The 17,506-nt window shown below is 64.8% G+C and carries 14 protein-coding genes; 9 read left to right on the top strand and 5 right to left on the bottom strand.

Annotation, left to right across the window (positions count from 1 at the left end; translation table 11 throughout):
• Positions 1 to 111: 111 nt before the first annotated feature.
• The 4 genes from GJ700_RS15015 to GJ700_RS15000 form a co-directional block, all read right to left on the bottom strand.
• Positions 112 to 1,476 carry a DUF1329 domain-containing protein gene (locus GJ700_RS15015; protein WP_154375166.1) on the bottom strand — a complete coding sequence of 455 codons (1,365 nt, stop codon included), beginning with the start codon at positions 1,474 to 1,476 and terminating at the stop codon, positions 112 to 114.
• Positions 1,477 to 1,487: 11 nt separating this feature from the next.
• Entirely contained in the window at positions 1,488 to 3,197 is a 1,710-nt protein-coding gene (locus GJ700_RS15010) for a DUF1302 domain-containing protein (protein ID WP_154375164.1), read from the bottom strand.
• 68 nt (positions 3,198 to 3,265) lie between these two features.
• Positions 3,266 to 4,033: a coniferyl-alcohol dehydrogenase gene (locus tag GJ700_RS15005; RefSeq protein WP_154375162.1), complete on the bottom strand. Its 768-nt coding sequence runs from the start codon at positions 4,031 to 4,033 to the stop codon at positions 3,266 to 3,268.
• 35 nt (positions 4,034 to 4,068) lie between these two features.
• Positions 4,069 to 5,544: a benzaldehyde dehydrogenase gene (locus GJ700_RS15000; protein WP_154375160.1), complete on the bottom strand. Its 1,476-nt coding sequence runs from the start codon at positions 5,542 to 5,544 to the stop codon at positions 4,069 to 4,071.
• Positions 5,545 to 5,787: 243 nt separating this feature from the next.
• On the opposite strand from GJ700_RS15000, the gene GJ700_RS14995 reads away from it, so the two are divergent.
• From GJ700_RS14995 to GJ700_RS14980, 4 genes are all read left to right on the top strand, one after another.
• A complete protein-coding gene (locus GJ700_RS14995) occupies positions 5,788 to 7,620 on the top strand; it encodes a sigma-54-dependent Fis family transcriptional regulator (protein ID WP_154375158.1) in 1,833 nt (610 codons plus the stop codon).
• 109 nt (positions 7,621 to 7,729) lie between these two features.
• Entirely contained in the window at positions 7,730 to 9,463 is a 1,734-nt protein-coding gene (locus tag GJ700_RS14990; protein ID WP_154375157.1) for an NYN domain-containing protein, read from the top strand.
• Between the two features lie 257 nt (positions 9,464 to 9,720).
• Positions 9,721 to 10,572, top strand: coding sequence for an MOSC domain-containing protein (locus GJ700_RS14985; RefSeq protein ID WP_154375156.1), 852 nt, complete (start codon positions 9,721 to 9,723; stop codon positions 10,570 to 10,572).
• Positions 10,573 to 10,581: 9 nt separating this feature from the next.
• On the top strand, positions 10,582 to 11,724 hold the full coding sequence (locus tag GJ700_RS14980; RefSeq protein WP_154375154.1) for a GGDEF domain-containing protein: 1,143 nt from the start codon (positions 10,582 to 10,584) through the stop codon (positions 11,722 to 11,724).
• Between the two features lie 130 nt (positions 11,725 to 11,854).
• On the opposite strand, the gene GJ700_RS14975 is transcribed toward GJ700_RS14980, so the two are convergent.
• Complete coding sequence (locus tag GJ700_RS14975) at positions 11,855 to 13,831, bottom strand: monovalent cation:proton antiporter family protein (protein WP_154375152.1); 1,977 nt, start codon at positions 13,829 to 13,831, stop codon at positions 11,855 to 11,857.
• Between the two features lie 108 nt (positions 13,832 to 13,939).
• On the opposite strand from GJ700_RS14975, the gene GJ700_RS14970 reads away from it, so the two are divergent.
• The 5 genes from GJ700_RS14970 to lptB are packed head-to-tail and all read left to right on the top strand — an operon-like array spanning position 13,940 to position 17,503.
• Positions 13,940 to 14,938 (top strand): KpsF/GutQ family sugar-phosphate isomerase, encoded by a 999-nt coding sequence (locus GJ700_RS14970; protein ID WP_154375150.1) that lies wholly within the window; start codon positions 13,940 to 13,942, stop codon positions 14,936 to 14,938.
• Positions 14,938 to 15,477 (top strand): KdsC family phosphatase, encoded by a 540-nt coding sequence (locus tag GJ700_RS14965; protein WP_154375148.1) that lies wholly within the window; start codon positions 14,938 to 14,940, stop codon positions 15,475 to 15,477. Before GJ700_RS14970 ends, GJ700_RS14965 begins: the two co-directional genes overlap by 1 nt.
• Before the next feature lie 16 nt (positions 15,478 to 15,493).
• Positions 15,494 to 16,090, top strand: a complete 597-nt coding sequence (gene lptC, locus GJ700_RS14960; RefSeq protein WP_154375145.1) for an LPS export ABC transporter periplasmic protein LptC — start codon at positions 15,494 to 15,496, stop codon at positions 16,088 to 16,090.
• Positions 16,091 to 16,110: 20 nt separating this feature from the next.
• Entirely contained in the window at positions 16,111 to 16,689 is a 579-nt protein-coding gene (lptA, locus tag GJ700_RS14955; protein WP_154375143.1) for a lipopolysaccharide transport periplasmic protein LptA, read from the top strand.
• Position 16,690: 1 nt separating this feature from the next.
• Positions 16,691 to 17,503: an LPS export ABC transporter ATP-binding protein gene (gene lptB, locus GJ700_RS14950; protein WP_229507014.1), complete on the top strand. Its 813-nt coding sequence runs from the start codon at positions 16,691 to 16,693 to the stop codon at positions 17,501 to 17,503.
• Positions 17,504 to 17,506 lie beyond the last annotated feature (3 nt).

Here is a 17,506-nt window from a genome sequence, read left to right as displayed (position 1 = left end):
AACGCCGGCGCCGCGGCGGGGGCCGCCGCAGCGGCCAGCGCGGGCGGCAGCAGCGCGCCGGCGGCCAGCAGGATTGCAAGGATCTTCATGTCGACTCCTGTGGCCGGCGCGTCAGCGCGAACCCTGGTTGGCCAGTTCTTCCGGGCCGAAATAGCTGACCGGCAGGCGCGGGATGGCCTTGTACTGGGTCGGCAATTCATTCGACGCCGCGTTCAGCAGGTAAGCGCCGGTTTGCACGTTATAGGTGCCCCACATCACGCTGCCGATCACGGCGGGGAAGTCCGGCGCCAGCAACGTCAGCGTGTAATTGCTGCGCCAGATCTGGCCCTGCGCGTCATAGCCGTCGGCCAGGATGGCTTGCCACGTGTCTTCGTCCAGGTAATAGCGGCGCTTGGCGACCACGTGGCGCTTGCCCGGCGCCACCGTGGCTTCGACTTCCCACACGCGGTGCAATTCCCAGCGCACCAGGTCGGGGTTGAGGAATTGCGGGCCGACCAGGTCGGCGATCTTGGCGCCGGCCGCGCGGTTGTTGTTGTACGGGATGTACATTTCCTTCTTGCCCACCAGCTTCAATTCGTGGTGGTCGATCGGGCCGAACATCATGAACGCTTCGTCGAAGAAGCCGATCCCGGACGTCACCGAGTCCGGCGTGTCGTACGCCACCGACGGCGCGCGCCGCACGCGGCGCTGGCCCACCAGGTATTGCCACAGCGCGCGCGGCGATTTTTCATTCAGGCCGTCGTGCGCCAGGATGCCTTCGCCCGCTTTCGATGCCGGAGCGCGCGTGATCAGGCGGCCGTACTGGTAAGGGCCGTCCATTTTTTCCAGGCTGCCGTCCTTGAAATAATACGGGCGCATGATGGTTTGTTCCGCCTCGTTGGCCAGCGAACGCTTGCCGTCCGGCGTGACGATCCACGTGCGGGTGGCATAGATCGCGGTTTCGCCGGTCCATGCCAGGCGGTGGTTCCACACCGCTTCATAGCCGGTTTTCGGGATCGGGAACGGCGTGCCGCCAAACGCGCCGTCGACGCCATAGCCGCCGTCGACGGTCTTGGCGCGGGTGGCGTTCTTGAACGTGTTGTCATACACCCAGTTCGGCGCGCCGCCGGTGCGGTGGGTCGGGTAAATGTCCAGCCGGTAGTTGGGATACTTCTTCAGCATGGCCACGGTGCCGGCCGACAGTTTCGCCGCGTACTGGTCGACGTTCTTGCCGGTGATGGCAAACAGCGGCTTTTCCGCGGCAAACGGGTCGGGGCGGGCGTCGCCTTCCTTGTAACCGGCGGGGACCTTGCTGTAGACGCCTTCCCACGCGGGGATGGTGCCCTCCTTGTTGCCGGCTTTTTCCGCGCCCAGCGGCGTCAGCGTGGATTTCAGCGCGGCCGCTTCCTCGGGGCTGACGGCGGCCATGGCGTGCGGCGCCAGCGTGGCGCAAGCCAGGGCGATCGCGGTGGACAGGGTGGTTGCGTATGCTTTCATGATGGGTTCCTTCAGAACGCGCGTTTGATATTGAACGAGATGTAGTTGCGGTCCTTGAGCGGCTGCGCATAGCTCAGGATGGGCGTATCGGTGGCGGGGTTGTTTTTCAGGAAGACGCCGGTCTTGCCCAGGAAGCGCACGTAGCTGATGCCGAACTTCCAGTCCTGCTGGTAGCTGCCATTGATGCCGATATTGAAATCGCCGCCATGCGCGCTGCCGCCGTTGAAGTTGAAGATGGCGGACGAGCGTCCGTCGATGTTGTAGCCCAGGCCGATCGGCACCGTCAGGTCGAGGCCGTCCATGACCTGGTAATACGCCGGTTCAAAGATCATGCGCATCGATGTCGCGTCGCGCGTGGTGTTGGGGTCGAGCGAGCCTTTGAAGGCGACGCTGGTGGTGCGGTTCCATGCCAGCTCGCCCAGCAGCGCGCCGCCCTGGAACAGGCTGTTGGTTGGCAGCACGTAAATCGCCGACAGGTTGGCGTGCGCCGTGTTGCCGACGGCATAGGCCGGATTGCCGCTATTATTGGCGGGCACGCCCATGCCCTGGCGCGACAGGAAGTTCGGCGTGGGATCGCTGACCAGCGGACTATTGCGCCGTACCGACACTTCGGCCGCCACGTTGAAGCCGCCCAGCACCGTGCTGGCGCTGGCGCCGAAGGTGCGGATACCTTCCGCGTAGACCGCTTGCACGGTGGCCGGCGCACCGGGCGGGAAGGCCGGCGCGAAACCCAGGTAGAAATACGGCGTCTTGTCGTGGTAGCGCGCCGCGTACAGGCCGTATTCGACGTCGGAGCCGGCCGGCGTGAATTTCAGCTGCAAGCCGCCCTGGCCGGAATTTTTCGCTTTCATGTCCGGCTGCGTGTAGAACGCCGGCGCGCCGGAATTGGTGGGGGCGACCAGGAAGGCGGTGGCGCCGGCGCCGGCCGCGTCGTATGCGCTCAGATAGCTGCCCACGCCGGGAATGCGGGTAGGGCGCCATTCGAACTGGTAATAACCGCCCAGCGACAGGTTGGGCGCCAGTTGCAGCTGGCCGGACACCTGGTTCACGGGGCGCAGGATTTCCTTGAATTGCGCGCCCGGCACCGACAGCAGCTTGACCAGGTCCACCGGGCCCTGCGCATTGGCGATGCCGTTGGCGCCGAAGAACAGGCTTTCGCCATACTGCAGCGTGTGGCGGCCCACGCGCAGCGTGCCGGGCATGTCGCCCAGGCTGCCTTTGCCGAACACGAAGGCGTCCAGCAATTCGGCATTGCGGCCGTGCAGGATGCGCGTGCCCTTGGTGAAGGCGTTGCCGGCATAGCCGTCCAGCACGCCGGCGTTGCTGGCGGCCGACGCATTGTCGTTGCTGCCGGTATAGGCGCTGTCATACCAGGCCGCCGCGCTGACGCGCAAGCCGGCGTTGCGGGTGCCGGCGTCGAATTCGGTCAGCCAGTCGACGCGGCTCGACACCACGCCCTTGTTGCGGAAATTCTGGTTGCCGTCGTCCAGGTTGAAACCGGTAAAGTCGGCCGGGCCATAACCTTGATAGCCGCCCGCCAGCAGGCGCGGGTCGGCATCCTTGAGGCGGTATGCCATGCTGTACTTGAAGGTATTGTTCCACGTGACCTTGACGTCGGAACCGGTGTCGAATTCGTACGCGTGCGCCGATGCGCCAAAGGCGGCCAGCGCGAGCGCAAGGATGGTGGGCCGCAGCGGCGGCCATGTGCGTTGCAGTTTCATTGTCTCCCCCAGGGGTTGTTTTAGATGTGTGGACTGCGGATGCTGCGGGTATTGCGGTTGCTGCGGATTCAGACGTAGGTCGAGGCCAGCCCGCCGTCGACCGGCAGGTTGACGCCGCTGATCCAGCGCGCGGCGTCCGAGCACAGGAACAGCACGGCCGGCGCCACTTCGTCGGCAAACGCGGGGCGCTTCATGCGCGCCGAATCGCGCTGCACGCGGTCTTCGCCCAGCATGGAGACGAAGTCGCCCAGGATCGGGGTGAAGACCGGGCCCGGCGCCACGCAATTCATGCGCACCGACTTTTCCAGGAACCAGCGCTGCGATTGCGCGAACGACCAGACCAGCAGCGCTTCCTTGAAATACTGGTAGCAGGTGTCCTGGTGCACCGGATGGTCGCGCAGCCACGCGGCGCCGGCGTCGAAGCCTTGCGTGGCGGCCAGTTCCTTGTGCTGCGCGAGCCGCTGCGGCCATTCGGCGCCCAGGATGGACGCGATGTTGACGATGGACCCGCCGGCCGGCATGCGTTCGAGCACGCGTTCGGTCAGGTGGCGCAAGCCGAGGTAATTGACGCGCGCCACCAGTTCCATCGGCGCGGTGCCGGGCACGCCGGCCACGTTGCACAGCGCGTCGACCTGCGCCGGCAATTGCACCACGGCCGCGTCGATGGCGTCGGTGTCGCCCAGGTCGGCCTGGATGAAGCCATCCAGCGTCAGGCCGGGCGGATTGCGGTCGATGCCGATCACGGTGGCGCCGCGGGCGCGCGCCAGGCGCGCGCTTTCCGCGCCGATGCCGGAACAGGCGCCGGTGATGACGATGGTCTTGTTGAGTAAATCCATGGTGTCTCCGTTGGGGTTGTCAGGGTGGAAAACAGTCAGAACGGGTAGCGCGGCGCTTCGCTCTTGATGGTCAGCCATTGCCATTGCGAGAATTCGTCCCAGTCGGCCGGGCCGCCGTGGCGGCCGCCATTGCCGGACGTGCCGCTGCCGCCGAACGGCGCGTGCACTTCGGCCAGCACGGTCTGGTCATTGACGTGCGCGTGGCCGCAAGGCACGTGGTTGACGATGTGCATGGCGCGCGCCAGCGACGGTGAAATCACGCCCAGCGCCAGGCAGCCTTCGGTGTCTGATGCCAGCGCAATGGCGTCGGCGTCGCTGTCGAACACCGTGATGGAGGCGACAGGGCCGAACAGTTCCTCTTCGAAGCAGCGCATGCCGGGGGTGACGCCATCGAGCACGGTGGGCTGGTAAAAGCGGCCGTCGTGGCGGCCGCCGGCCAGCAGGCGCGCGCCGGCGGCGATCGAATCCTGCACGATGCCGTGCAGGCGCTCGACCTGGCGGCCATTGATCAGGGGGCCCAGCGCCACCGTGCCGCTCATCGGATCGCCGACGGGCAGCGTGCTGGCCTTGGCCAGCAAGCGTTCCGTGACGGCGGCGGCGATGCCCCGCTGCAGCAGGATGCGGCCGGACGCCATGCAGATCTGGCCCTGGTGCAGGTAGGCGCCCCAGGCCACGTTGGCGGCCGCGATGTCCGGGTCGGCGTCGTCGAGGATCACCAGTGAATTCTTGCCGCCCAGTTCCAGCGATACTTTTTTCAGCGTGCGCCCCGCCAGTTCCGCCACGCGCCGGCCGACCGCGGTGGAACCGGTGAACGACACCATGGCGATGGCAGGATGGCTGCACAGCGCTTCTCCGGCGTCGGCGCCGCCCGGCAGCACGTGCAGCACGCCTTTCGGCAAGCCGGCCGCTTCGAAAATGCGGGCGATGATGACGCCGCCCGTGACCGGCGTTTGCAGGTCCGGCTTGTGGACCACGGCATTGCCCATGGCCAGCGCCGGCGCGATCGAACGGATCGACAGGATCAGCGGGAAGTTAAAGGGAGAAATCACGCCGACCACGCCGTGCGGCACGCGCCGCGCCATGCTGAACTGGCCGTGCGGCGCGGCCAGCAACTGGCCCTGCGGCTGCGTCAGCATGGCGGCCGCTTCGTGCAGGTGGGCGGTGGCTTCGCGCACTTCCAGCTGCGCCTTTGGCAGGATGCCGCCGGTTTCGCGGGCGATCCACGCGGCCAGTTCGTCGCCGTGCTGTTCCAGCAAGGCGGCCGCCTTGCGGAAGATTTGCGCGCGCTGCTTGTAATCCATGGCGGCCCAGCCGCGCTGGGCGGCGCGCGCGGCCAGCGCGGCGCGCGCCACGTCGTGGGCGTCGGCCAGGCCGGTGGCGCCCAGCGTGTCGCCGGTGGCGGGTTCGATGATGGGCTGGCTGCCGCCGTGGGCGGCGATCCAGTCGCCGTCAAAGACCTTGCCGTGCCAGGTGCTGTCGTGCAAAAACGCGATCGTGCCGGATGCGTCCATTGTTGTCTCCATCGGTTGAGTTATGTGGTTTTTGGGAAAGGAATAGCGAGTTCCATGCCAGAGCCCGGCAAGGGTGCTTGTGCCGCACTGCGATATCAGGCTAAATGCTTATATTTAATAATTAATTTTCCTGGGCGGCGCGGAAGTGCTGCAGTGCAGCAGCGAGGTGGATGGCGGAAAAATTTCATCAAATGATCAAAGCCGCACGCGCCGTTGTACTATTTGATGAAAAGGGGGAGGCGTATGGCAAACGTGCAACAGGTATCGCTGGCGGAAATGGCCAGGGGCGGCGGCAAAATCCTGAACCGCGGCGACAGCGCGCACATGAACGCGGGCGCGCCGCCGACCTTGGACGATTTGATGCAAAGCCTGCAGTTTTCTCCCGGCGACGGGCGCATCTGGCTCAACGGCCAGCGCATGCAATTGCTGCACACCAGTTCACTGGGCAACCTGCGCCATGAATTGATGGAGAGCCTGGGCATCGAAAAGACGCGTGGTTTGCTGACGCGGGTCGGCTATTCCGCCGGCGTGCGCGATGCGCAATTGTTGCGCGAGCGCTGGCCGGGGGCGGAGCCGGCGGCGCTGTTTGCGGCCGGTCCGCGCATGCACGCGCTGGAAGGGGCGGTCAAGGTCGAACCGGTGCACTTCGAGTTCGACGTCGAGCGCGGCACGTATCACGGCGAATTCCTGTGGCATCACTCCAGCGAAGACGAAGCCCATATCGCGCACTTCGGCATCGGCACGGAACCGGCGTGCTGGATGCAGACCGGCTATGCGATCGGCTATACCAGCGCGCTGGTGGGGCGGCTGATCATTTACCGGGAAGTCGAATGCCAGTCGATGGGCCACCGCCACTGCCGGCTGGTGGGCAAGCCGGCCGACGAGTGGGATGACGTCGAGGAAGACCTCAGTTACCTGAACGCGGAAGAATTCGTCAGCACCAATGCGTACGGGCAGCGCGCCACATCGAAAAACACGGCCGTGCTGTTCCCGGCCGCCGGCGACGACGCGGACCAGGAGCGGCAAATGGTCGGGGTGTCCTCGGCATTCAACGCGGCGTGCCACATGCTGCGCCGGGTGGCGCCGACCGAGGCCACCGTGTTGTTTACCGGGGAATCCGGCGTCGGCAAGGAAATGTTCGCCTCCATGCTGCACCAGATCAGCCGCCGCAGCCAACGGCCTTTCGTGGCCGTCAATTGCGCGGCGATTCCGGAAACGCTGATTGAATCGGAATTGTTCGGCGTCGAACGGGGCGCGTTTACCGGCGCCTCCGAGTCGCGCCCGGGCCGCTTCGAACGCGCCGCCGGCGGCACCTTGTTCCTCGATGAAATCGGCACCCTCAGCATGGTAGCGCAGGGCAAGCTGTTGCGCGCCTTGCAGGAAGGGGAAATCGAGCGCGTGGGCGGCGTGCGCACGTTGCGGGTCAATGTGCGCGTGGTGGCGGCCACCAATGTCAATTTGCGGGAAGAAATCCGCCAGGGGCGTTTCCGCGAAGACTTGTTTTTCCGGCTGAATGTATTCCCCATCCATTTGCCGCCGCTGCGCGACCGGCGCGAAGACATTCCCCTGTTGATGAGCTATTTCCTGCGCCATTACGGGCAAAAGCACCAGCGCCGCCTGACCGGGTTCACGGCGCGCGCGGTCGATGCGCTGCTGAACTATGCGTTTCCCGGCAACATACGGGAGCTGCAAAACCTGGTGGAGCGGGGCACGATCTATGCCGACGAGGATGGTCCGATCGACTTGCCGCACCTATTTACCAGCGGCGAAGAGGCGGAGCAGTCGTATTTTTCGCTGAGCGTGACGGGGCGCCTGCAGCAGCGCGATGGTGCGCAGGGGGCCGGCGGCGCCAGCCCGGGGCGGCAATTGCTGGACCTGGTGCCCGGCATGCTCAACCCCGGCGGCGCGTGGTCGCTGGACCAGCTGGAACAGACGCTGATCGCCGCCGCCGTGGAACAGGCCGGCGGCAACCTGTCGGCCGCGGCGCGCCTGCTGGGCCTGAGCCGGCCCACGCTGGCATACCGCATGCGCAAGATCCACGAAGCGGGCGCGCCGCCGGACAGCCCCGGGGAGTAAAACGTTGCCGGTGCGGATGCGCCACGCGTGCGGGGGGCTGGCTGTATAATCTGCCAACCCGCGCGCCGGAGTCTCCGGCATGCCCTTCTCCCCACCACTAAAGAACAACATGGCTTCATCCAACGATAACGTCAGCATGGCGCTGTTCTGCGACTTTGAAAACGTCGCACTGGGCGTGCGAGACGCCAACTACGAAAAATTCGATATCAAGCCAGTGCTGGAACGCTTGCTGCTCAAGGGCAGCATCGTGGTCAAGAAATCCTATTGCGACTGGGACCGCTACAAGGGATTCAAATCGGCCATGCACGAAGCGAATTTCGAGCTGATTGAAATCCCGCACGTGCGCCAGTCCGGCAAGAATTCCGCCGACATCCGCATGGTCGTCGATGCGCTCGACCTGTGCTACACGAAGTCCCACGTCAACACGTTCGTCATCATTTCCGGCGATTCCGACTTTTCGCCGCTGGTGTCGAAACTGCGCGAAAACGCGAAAAAGGTCATCGGCGTGGGCGTCAAACAATCGACGTCGGACTTGCTGGTGGCGAACTGCGATGAATTCATTTTCTACGACGACCTGGTGCGCGAACGCCGCCGCGCGGACGCCGCCAAGCGCGATACGCGCGAAGGCCAGGGCGCCAAGCGCACGCCGGAAGAGGAAAAGCGCCGCCGCGAAGAAATGGACAAGCGCCGCACGCAGGCCGTGGAAATGGCCGTGGAAACGTTCGATGCGCTGGTGGCCGAACGGGGCGATTCCGGCAAGATCTGGGCGTCCGTGCTGAAGGAAGCCATCAAGCGCCGCAAGCCGGACTTCAGCGAGTCGTATTACGGTTTCCGTACCTTCGGCAACCTGCTGGAAGAAGCCCGAGCGCGCGGTTTCCTGGAATTCGGCCGCGATGAAAAATCCGGCGCATATGTGTACCGCAGTTCCGGCGTGCCGGTGCTGGGCGCCGATGGCGCCGCCGCTGTGGTGTCCGCCGATGGCGTGACGCCGGGTGCGCCGGCCACCCCGGCGGCGCCGGGCGAGGCGGCCGACGGCGCGCAGGGCCGCCATGAAGGCGGCCGTCGTGGCCGCAACCGTGGCCGCGATCGCCGTCCATTCCCGAACGCCGGCCGGATCAACGAGGAAACCCCGTCCGACCTGCAACTGGCGCAGGATGAAAACGCGTATGCGGCAGCCGAGGCGGAACATGCGGCCGACGACGCCGTGTTTGTCGCGCATCCGGAAGATGCGGGGCAGGAGCAAGGCGGCATGGCGGCCGATGAAGCCGCCATCGACGTGGACCTGGCCCAGACGGCAGCGCAAGCGGCCGAGCAGGGCAAGCGCAAGCAGCCGAAATTGCCTGCGCGCGCGGCCAAGGCAGCCAAGATGAAGGCGCAGCAAGCGGCCGCCAAGGGCGAAACGCCGGCTGCACCAGAACCTGTAGCGCCGGCCGAACCGGCCACCGTTTCCGACGTGACGGTCGCCGTGGTGGCCGACGTTGCCGCGGAAACGGCGGCGCAGGATGCGGCGGAATCGGCACAGGCGGCGGAAGCGCCGGAAGCCGGCGCCGCCAAGGCGGGCAAGGGCCGCGGCCGTACCCCGGCGAAGGGGCGTGGCGGCAAGGGGACGGCGCGCGGCGCCAAGCCTGAGGCAACCGGCCAGGCTGCCGCACAGCCGGCGCCCGATGCACAGCATGCGCCAGCCGCACAGTCGGCGCCAGCCGCAATGGTGGATGCCGTTGCACCGTCGCAGGAAGCTTCCGCGCCGGCGGAAGGCGCCGATGCCGCCGCCAAGCCGGCCCGCAAGCCGTCGTCGCGCGGCCCGCGCCGTCCGCGCAAGCCGGACGCCAAGCAGGGTAGCTGACCTGCGCACCACGCGCCGTCCGCACAGGCGGCGCGATTTTCTCCCATGGCATGGCGAAAGCCTGACCGCGCCTTGCCTCCGGGACGCCGGTAATCGCGCAAATATTCGATAGCACCCTGACAATGCCTGCCATCCCGCCGTTGTTGCGGCCCGCCACGCCCGGCCGTACAGATTTACTGCCGTGCACTTTGCTGCCATACTGCCAATTCGTATAAACATTTTGGCAGTGTTTTTAACACTGTCTGCTGGCGGCGCGCATGGCAATTCTTTCCGAGATCACGCTTTATCCCATCAAATCCTGCGCCGGCATGGCGCTGCGTTCCGCGACCGTGACCCGCGCCGGGCTGATGACGGAACAGATTTATGACCGCGAATGGGTGGTGGTCGATGAAAACGGCAATGCGATGACACAGCGCGAACATCCGCGCATGGCGCTGATCGTGCCGAAACTGAAAGCCGATACGCTGGAATTGCGCGCGCCCGGCATGCTGCGCCTGGAAATCGAACTGGGGCTGCCCGATCCGGAACTGGCGCCGACCCTGCAGGTGCGGGTGTGGGACGATACCGTGCTGGCCTACGATTGCGACGCCACGACCGCCGCCTGGTTTTCCAGTTTCCTCGGCGTGCCGTGCCGCCTGGCCCGATTCCACGCGAATGCGCACCGCGCCGTGTCGACCAAATGGACCAATGGCGTCGAGGCCACGACCTTGTTTTCCGATGGTTATCCAATCCTCGTGGCGGGCAGCGCATCGCTAGAGGACGTCAATGGCAAGCTGGCGGCGGCGGGACGCGCCCCGTTGCCGATGAACCGCTTCCGTCCGAATATCGTGATCGCGGGCGTGGAAGCATTCGAAGAAGATTATGCGGAATCGCTGCGCATTGGCGATGTGCTGCTGAAACCTGTGAAGCCGTGCCCCCGCTGTCCGATGCCGTCGGTCGACCAGGCCACGGGCGAGGTCGGGCCCGATCCGCTCGATGTCATGCAGGCTTACCGCGCCAAGGAAGAGGTGGATGGCGCCATCTGCTTCGGCATGAATGCTATTGTCCTGGAAGGCGATGGCCAGCGGTTGCAGGTGGGGCAGGAAATCGAGGTCACGCTGGCGTTTTAAGGGATGGATATGGCCCAATCGACAATGCCCGAACTGGCGGAAGTCCTGGCGGAAAACCAGGCGCTGCGCTCGCGCATGGCGTACCTGCTGGAACAGGCCGAGCGCAATCATTCGATCATGATGCGGCATCAGGCGTTCGACCTGGATATCGTGGGGGCCGCCACGTTCCAGGAGCTGGTCAGCCGCATCTTCCGCAGCCTGCCCGTCATTTCCGACCTCGACGCGGTGACCCTGACCCTGCTCGATGAAGACGCCGACATCCACACCGTGATGGGCAAGCTGGGCGTCAATTTTGCGGAATTTCCGGACTTGCTGTTTGCCGACAGCATTGATGCGCTGGGCATCACGCTGGGCGACCGCACCGAGGATGCCGGTCCGCCCAAACCCGTGCTGTGCATGTACGACCCGCTGCGCCATGCGCACGCGTTTCCCAGCCCTCCGCATGGGTTGCAAAGCGTGGCGCTGGTGCCGCTGCTGCGCAACAAGCGCATCATCGGCACCCTGAACCTGGGCAGCCACGACCCGACGCGCTTTACGCCCAGCATGGCGACGGATTTCGTCGAGCACATGGCGTCCATCATTGCGATCTGCCTGGAAAACGTCATCAGTAACGAAATGCTGAAGTACATCGGGCTGACGGATTCGCTGACGGGCGTCTACAACCGCCGCTACATGGACCGCCGCCTGCTGGAGGAAATTTCCCGCGCGCGCCGCCAGAATTACGACATTTCGTTCATGTACATCGACATCGACCACTTCAAGCGCGTCAACGACACCATCGGTCACCAGGGTGGCGATGAAGTGCTGCGCGAAGTGGCGGCCCGCATCAAGAATGAATTGCGCCTGTCCGATTCGCTGGCGCGCTTTGGCGGTGAAGAATTCGTGGTGTTGCTGATCAATGCCAATCTGGACAGCGCCGCCTTCGTGGCCGAACGGATCCGCGCCAGCATTGCCGCCAGCATGATCGACGTGTCGCCCAGCGTGCAGATCTCCGTCACGGCGTCGCTGGGCGTGGCGTGCCTGGACCGCAGCGTGCTCGATACGCCGGTGGAAGCGGCCGCGATGGAATTGATTGCACAGGCCGATGCGGCGCTATATCAGGCGAAAGACGGTGGCCGCAACCGGGTGATCAGCTTCCGGCCGGCCGCCTGAGGCCCTCCGGCCTTGCCCTTGGCCCCAAATGCGTAGGGCGGTTTTGCGCAGCAAAGCCGCCATGCCGGCGGCAACGTGATGCCTGCATGGCGGCTCGATAAACCCGATCCGCCCTACGGTGCCTGGCCCGTCATGCCAATAACTGGCTCTCTGCCCGGGCCACGGCATCGGCCGAACCCCGCACCACGACGACGTCCCCGGCTTCGAGCTCCGTATCGCCCGTCACATTGACCCCGCCCTTGCCGCGCCGGATCGACGCGATATCGGCTCCCATGCCGCGCAAGCCCAGTTCGCGGATGCGCTTGCCGATGCAGGACGCGTTTTCTCCCAGGGGGATCGAGTGCAGGCGCACCAGGTCGGCGTCCTCGCCCGCATCGCTGGCGCCATGGAACCAGCCGCGCAGCGACGCATAGCGCGCATCCCGCGCCGCCTGCACGCGGTGCACCACGCGCCGCAGCGGCACGCCCAGCATCACCAGCGCGTGCGAGGCCAGCATCAGGCTGCCCTCCATCAGTTCCGGCACCACTTCGGCCGCGCCGGCCGCTTTCAGGCGGTCCAGGTCCGTATCGTCGTGGCTGCGCACGATGACCGGCAAGGTGGGCGCCAGTTCATGCACCAGGTGCAGCACGCGCAGTGCGGACGGTGTGCTGGCGTACGTGATCACGACGGCGCTGGCGCGGTAAATACCGGCCGCCACCAGGCTTTCGCGCCGCCCCGCATCGCCATACGACACGCTGGCGCCCGCCGTCTGTGCTTCCTGCACCCGCTCCGGGTCCAGGTCGAGCGCATGGTACGCAATGTTTTCCTCGGTCAGCAGGGTCGCCAGGCTTTGGCCGCTGCGGCCGAAACCTGCCACGATCACGTGCTTTTGCTGGGCCATGGTGCGGGTGGCGATCTTGGTCAGCGCCAGCGATTGCATCATCCATTCATTGCTGGAGATTTTCATCACCAGGTTGTCGGACTGGGCGATGATGAAGGGCGCCAGCAGCATCGACAGCACCATCGACGCCAGCACCACCTGCACGATGAACGGGTCCATCAGCGCCATGCCGCCGGCCAGGTTCAGCAACACGAACCCGAATTCGCCCGCCTGCGCCAGCGCCAGGCCGGTGCGCATCGAGACGCCGTCCGACGAGCCGAACAGCTTGGCCAGGCCCGCGATCAGGGCGAATTTCAATAGCACGGGGCCGGCCAGCAGCACCAGCACCAGCCACCAGTTGGCAATGACGAGGCTGACGTTGAGCAGCATGCCCACGTTGATGAAGAACAGCCCCAGCAGCACGTCGCGGAACGGTTTGATGTCTTCTTCCACCTGGTGCTTGTATTCGGTTTCCGAGATCAGCATGCCGGCCACGAACGCGCCCAGCGCCATCGACAGGCCGGCTTTTTCCGTGATCCACGCGGCGCCCAGCGTGATCAGCAGCAGGTTCAGCATGAACAATTCCTGCGAGCGCCGCTTGACGACGATGGTGAACCAGCCGCGCACCAGCTTCTGGCCCACGAACAGCAGCAGCACCAGCACCAGCGTGGCCTTGCCGGCGGCCCAGGCCAGCGTTTCCGCCAGGTCGTCCGGATTTTTGGCCAGCGAAGGGATCAGGATCAGCAGCGGCACCACGGCCAAATCCTGGAACAGCAGCACGCCGATGATTTTGCGGCCATGCTCGCTTTCCAGTTCCAGCCGTTCCGTGAGCATTTTCACCACGATGGCGGTGGACGACATGGCCAGCGCGCCGCCCAGCGCAAACGATGCCTGCCAGCCGATGTGCAGGTTCGGCAATTGCACGGACAGGATCCAGCCCAGGCCCATGGCGGCCACGATGGTCAAGGCCACCTGCGCCATGCCCAGGCCAAACACAATGTTGCGCATTGCCATCAGCTTGGGCAGCGAGAATTCCAGCCCGATGGAAAACATCAGGAAAACCACGCCGAATTCAGCGAGGATATGGCTCGCTTCGCTCTGTTCGGCCAGTCCCAGCGCATGGGGACCGATGATAATGCCGACGGCCAGATAGCCCAGCATCGGGGGAAGGTGCATCATCCTGAACGCGACCACGCCCAGTACAGCGCTGCCTAGCAGCAAGAGGGTCAGTTCAAGCGGTGAAAACATTCAGTCGTCGATCCCGTGCGGCGTTTCCGTTGTTATTCAGGACTGGCAAGTTTTTTGCTTACGCAATTCGGCTATACTTCCGGCATGAGTGTAACCGATGAAAAACCTATGCTGAAAGCTTTTGACAACAAGACTGCGGAGCGCGCGCTGCAACTGGCCCGCGAAACCCTGCAAATCGAGGGCGATGCCATCGCCGCCCTGCATGCGCGCCTGGCCACCGACGATAGCGTGGGCAAGGCGGTCGCAATGTTGCTTAATTGCAAGGGACGTGTTGTCGTGTCCGGCATAGGCAAATCCGGCCACATTGCGCGCAAGATTGCCGCGACCCTGGCTTCCACCGGCACCCCGGCGCTGTTCGTGCACCCGGCCGAAGCCGCGCACGGCGACCTGGGCATGGTCACGGCCGAGGATGCGTTCATTGCCATTTCCTATTCCGGCGAGAGTTCGGAACTGATGGCGATCCTGCCCGTCGTGAAACGCATGGGCAGCATGCTGATTTCCATTACCGGCAAACCAGGCTCGAGCTTGGCGGAGCTGGCGGACGTGCACCTGGACGTGTCGGTGGAAAAGGAAGCGTGCCCGCTGAACCTGGCGCCGACCGCCAGCACCACCGTCACCCTGGCGCTGGGCGATGCGCTGGCCGTCGCGCTGCTGGACTTGCGCGGCTTCAAGGAAGAAGACTTCGCCCGCTCGCATCCGGGTGGTGCGCTGGGCCGCCGCTTGCTGACCCACGTGCGCGACGTCATGCGCACGGGCGATGCGGTACCGGCCGTCAAGGCGGACGTGCGCCTGCCGGACGCGCTGCTGGAAATCACGCAAAAAGGCATGGGCATGACGGCCATTGTCGATGACGATGGCAAGCCGCTGGGCGTGTTCACGGACGGCGACTTGCGCCGCATGATCGAGAAAGTGCAGGATTTCAGCAAGGTCGTCATCAAGGACGTCATGCACGTGAATCCGCGCAGCATTTCGCCGGATAAGTTGGCCGTCGACGCGGTGGCCATCATGGAACAATTCCGCATCAACCAGATGCTGGTGACGGACGATGCCGGCAAACTGGTGGGCGCCCTGCATATCCACGACCTGACCCGTGCCAAGGTGATTTAATGAGCAAGGCTTACGATCTCGGTAACGTGGCGCGCGCCGCGAAAATCAAACTGTTTATCTTCGATGTCGACGGCGTGCTGACCGATGGCAGCCTGCATTACGGTCCCGAAGGTGAAATGATGAAGACCTTTCATGTGCAGGATGGCCTCGGCATCAAGCTGTTGCAGGAAGCAGGCATCCTGACGGCCATCATCAGTGCGCGCCGTTCGCCGATCGTGGTGGCGCGGGCGCGCGACCTGGGCATTGAATTCGTGCACCAGGGCGGTCACGACAAGCTGACGCCGTTCATGGATTTGCTGAACAAGACGGGCTTGCGCGCGGACGAAGTGGGCTTCATCGGCGACGACGTGGTCGACTTGCCGATCCTGTCGCGCGTGGGTTTCGCGGTGGCCGTGCCGAACGCGCGCGTCGACGTGCTGAGCCGTGCGCACCACGTGACGGAAGCGCATGGCGGCCGTGGCGCCGTGCGCGAAGTGTGCGAGTTCGTGCTGCGGGCGACGGGCAACTATGACAAAGTCATGGCGCAGTTCCTGGTATGAATTCGGGTAAATAAGCATGCGCAAGGAAAAAACCGCGCACCGCTGGCGCCTGGGACTGACGCTGACCGCCGGCGTACTGTTTGCGTTCGGCTCGTTGTGGCTGGTGCAATTGCTGAACCGTAGCGCCGATGACATGCAGGCGGATCTGCGCGCCAACGAGCCGGATTACATCATCGAGCAGTTTTCCGCCGTGCGCATGGGCAAAGATGGCAAGCCCAGCTACATCGTGTCCGGCGACAAGCTGGTGCACCGTCCGATCGACGATGCATCCGATATCGACAAGCCGGTGGTGCGCAACATGGCGGAAGGCCGGCCGCCGATGGACATACATGCGGCGCGCGCGCGCGTGGATGAAAACAATACGCGCGTGACGCTGAAAGACAATGTGCGGGTGGACCGTGCCGCCAGCGGCAAATCTGCCGCGATGGTGATGACCACGCAGGCGATGACGGTCTATCCGGATGAAGACCGGATGGAAACGGACCAGCCGGTGCAGGTGGTGCAGGGCGGCGCCAGCATGACGGCGCAAGGCATGCGCGCCAATAATGCGACGCGCGAAGTGCACCTGCAAGGCCGAGGCACCCTCGTGATGCCGCCGAAGGCGCAACCTTGAATATATGGAAGTGATGACGTATGGCGATTAAATACTTTGCGGCCACGGCCGCGCTGCTGCTGGCAATGGGCGCCAGCCACGCGGAAAAGGCGGACTCGTACAAGCCGACGGAAATCCAGTACGACACGGCCGACCTGGACGACGTCAAGCAGATCCGCACCTTGCGCGGCAATGTCGTGCTGACGCGCGGTACCCTGCGCATGAAGTCCGACAAGGCCGTGGTGACGCAGGACCCGGAAGGCTACCAATACGTGACCTTGACGGGCGTGCCGGGCAAACCCGCCACGTTCCGCCAGAAGCGCGACGGCGAAGGCGAGCAATGGGTCGAAGGCGAGGCGGAACGCATCGATTACGACGGCCGCATCGAACTGGTCAAACTGTTTTCGAAAGCCCGCATCAAGCGCCTGGAAGGCAGCCGCCCCAGCGATGAAGTGGCCGGCGAATTCATTTCGTATGACAGCCGCAAGGAATACTTCGCCGTGCGCAATACCGTGACGGGCGACAGCAAACCGGGTGCGGGCCGCGGCACGATGGTGATCCAGCCGTCCGCCAAGCGTCCGCCGCCGGATGGCGCAACGCAGCCCGAGGCGGGGAAATAAGATGGCGCAGGCGGAAATTCAGGCGGCGACGCGAGCCGCGGCACAAACCGCGGCGCCGGAGCAGGCTGCCAACTGCGGCAGCACGCTGCTGGTGCGCGGCTTGCAAAAGTCGTATGGCAAGCGCCAGGTGGTGCATGACGTGTCGCTGCAGGTCGAATGCGGCGAAGTGGTGGGCTTGCTGGGACCGAACGGCGCCGGCAAGACCACGTCGTTTTACATGATCGTGGGCCTGGTGCCGTCCGACGCGGGCAGCATCGACATTGCCGGCAAAGATGTGTCGTCGATGCCGATCCACCAGCGCGCGGCGCTGGGCCTGTCCTACCTGCCGCAGGAAGCTTCGGTGTTCCGCAAGCTGACGGTGGAAGAAAACATCCGCGCGGTGCTGGAGATCCAAAAGGTCAACGGCAAACCGCTGGCGAAGGCGGAGATCGACGAGCGGCTGAACCGGCTGCTGGCGGATCTGCAAATCGAGAAATTGCGTGAAAACCCGGCGCTGTCGCTGTCTGGCGGCGAGCGCCGCCGCGTGGAAATCGCACGCGCGCTGGCCACCAATCCCCGCTTCGTGCTGCTGGACGAACCGTTTGCCGGCGTCGACCCGATCGCCGTCATCGAAATCCAGCGCATTGTCCGTTTCCTCAAGGAGCGCGGTATCGGTGTGCTGATCACTGACCACAATGTGCGCGAGACGCTGGGTATCTGCGACCGCGCGTACATCATCAACCAGGGCGCCGTACTGGCCTCGGGCCGTCCGGACGATATCATCGCCGACGAATCCGTGCGCCGCGTCTACCTGGGTGAACATTTCCGTATGTAGAAA

The organism is Pseudoduganella rivuli, from assembly GCF_009674485.1.
In the GTDB taxonomy this organism is placed as follows: domain Bacteria; phylum Pseudomonadota; class Gammaproteobacteria; order Burkholderiales; family Burkholderiaceae_D; genus Rugamonas; species Rugamonas rivuli_B.
The sequence above is the reverse complement of the archived record's forward strand: the minus strand, read 5'-3'. Positions and strand labels throughout refer to the sequence as shown.

Excerpts from the sequence above, each read along its gene's own strand:
- GJ700_RS15015 (WP_154375166.1), bottom strand. The coding sequence starts at position 1,476 with ATGAAAGCATACGCAACCACCCTGTCCACCGCGATCGCCCTGGCTTGC.
- GJ700_RS15010 (WP_154375164.1), bottom strand. The coding sequence starts at position 3,197 with ATGAAACTGCAACGCACATGGCCGCCGCTGCGGCCCACCATCCTTGCG.
- GJ700_RS15005 (WP_154375162.1), bottom strand. The coding sequence starts at position 4,033 with ATGGATTTACTCAACAAGACCATCGTCATCACCGGCGCCTGTTCCGGC.
- GJ700_RS15000 (WP_154375160.1), bottom strand. The coding sequence starts at position 5,544 with ATGGACGCATCCGGCACGATCGCGTTTTTGCACGACAGCACCTGGCAC.
- GJ700_RS14995 (WP_154375158.1), top strand. The coding sequence starts at position 5,788 with ATGGCAAACGTGCAACAGGTATCGCTGGCGGAAATGGCCAGGGGCGGC.
- GJ700_RS14990 (WP_154375157.1), top strand. The coding sequence starts at position 7,730 with ATGGCTTCATCCAACGATAACGTCAGCATGGCGCTGTTCTGCGACTTT.
- GJ700_RS14985 (WP_154375156.1), top strand. The coding sequence starts at position 9,721 with ATGGCAATTCTTTCCGAGATCACGCTTTATCCCATCAAATCCTGCGCC.
- GJ700_RS14980 (WP_154375154.1), top strand. The coding sequence starts at position 10,582 with ATGGCCCAATCGACAATGCCCGAACTGGCGGAAGTCCTGGCGGAAAAC.
- GJ700_RS14975 (WP_154375152.1), bottom strand. The coding sequence starts at position 13,831 with ATGTTTTCACCGCTTGAACTGACCCTCTTGCTGCTAGGCAGCGCTGTA.
- GJ700_RS14970 (WP_154375150.1), top strand. The coding sequence starts at position 13,940 with ATGCTGAAAGCTTTTGACAACAAGACTGCGGAGCGCGCGCTGCAACTG.
- GJ700_RS14965 (WP_154375148.1), top strand. The coding sequence starts at position 14,938 with ATGAGCAAGGCTTACGATCTCGGTAACGTGGCGCGCGCCGCGAAAATC.
- lptC (WP_154375145.1), top strand. The coding sequence starts at position 15,494 with ATGCGCAAGGAAAAAACCGCGCACCGCTGGCGCCTGGGACTGACGCTG.
- lptA (WP_154375143.1), top strand. The coding sequence starts at position 16,111 with ATGGCGATTAAATACTTTGCGGCCACGGCCGCGCTGCTGCTGGCAATG.
- lptB (WP_229507014.1), top strand. The coding sequence starts at position 16,691 with ATGGCGCAGGCGGAAATTCAGGCGGCGACGCGAGCCGCGGCACAAACC.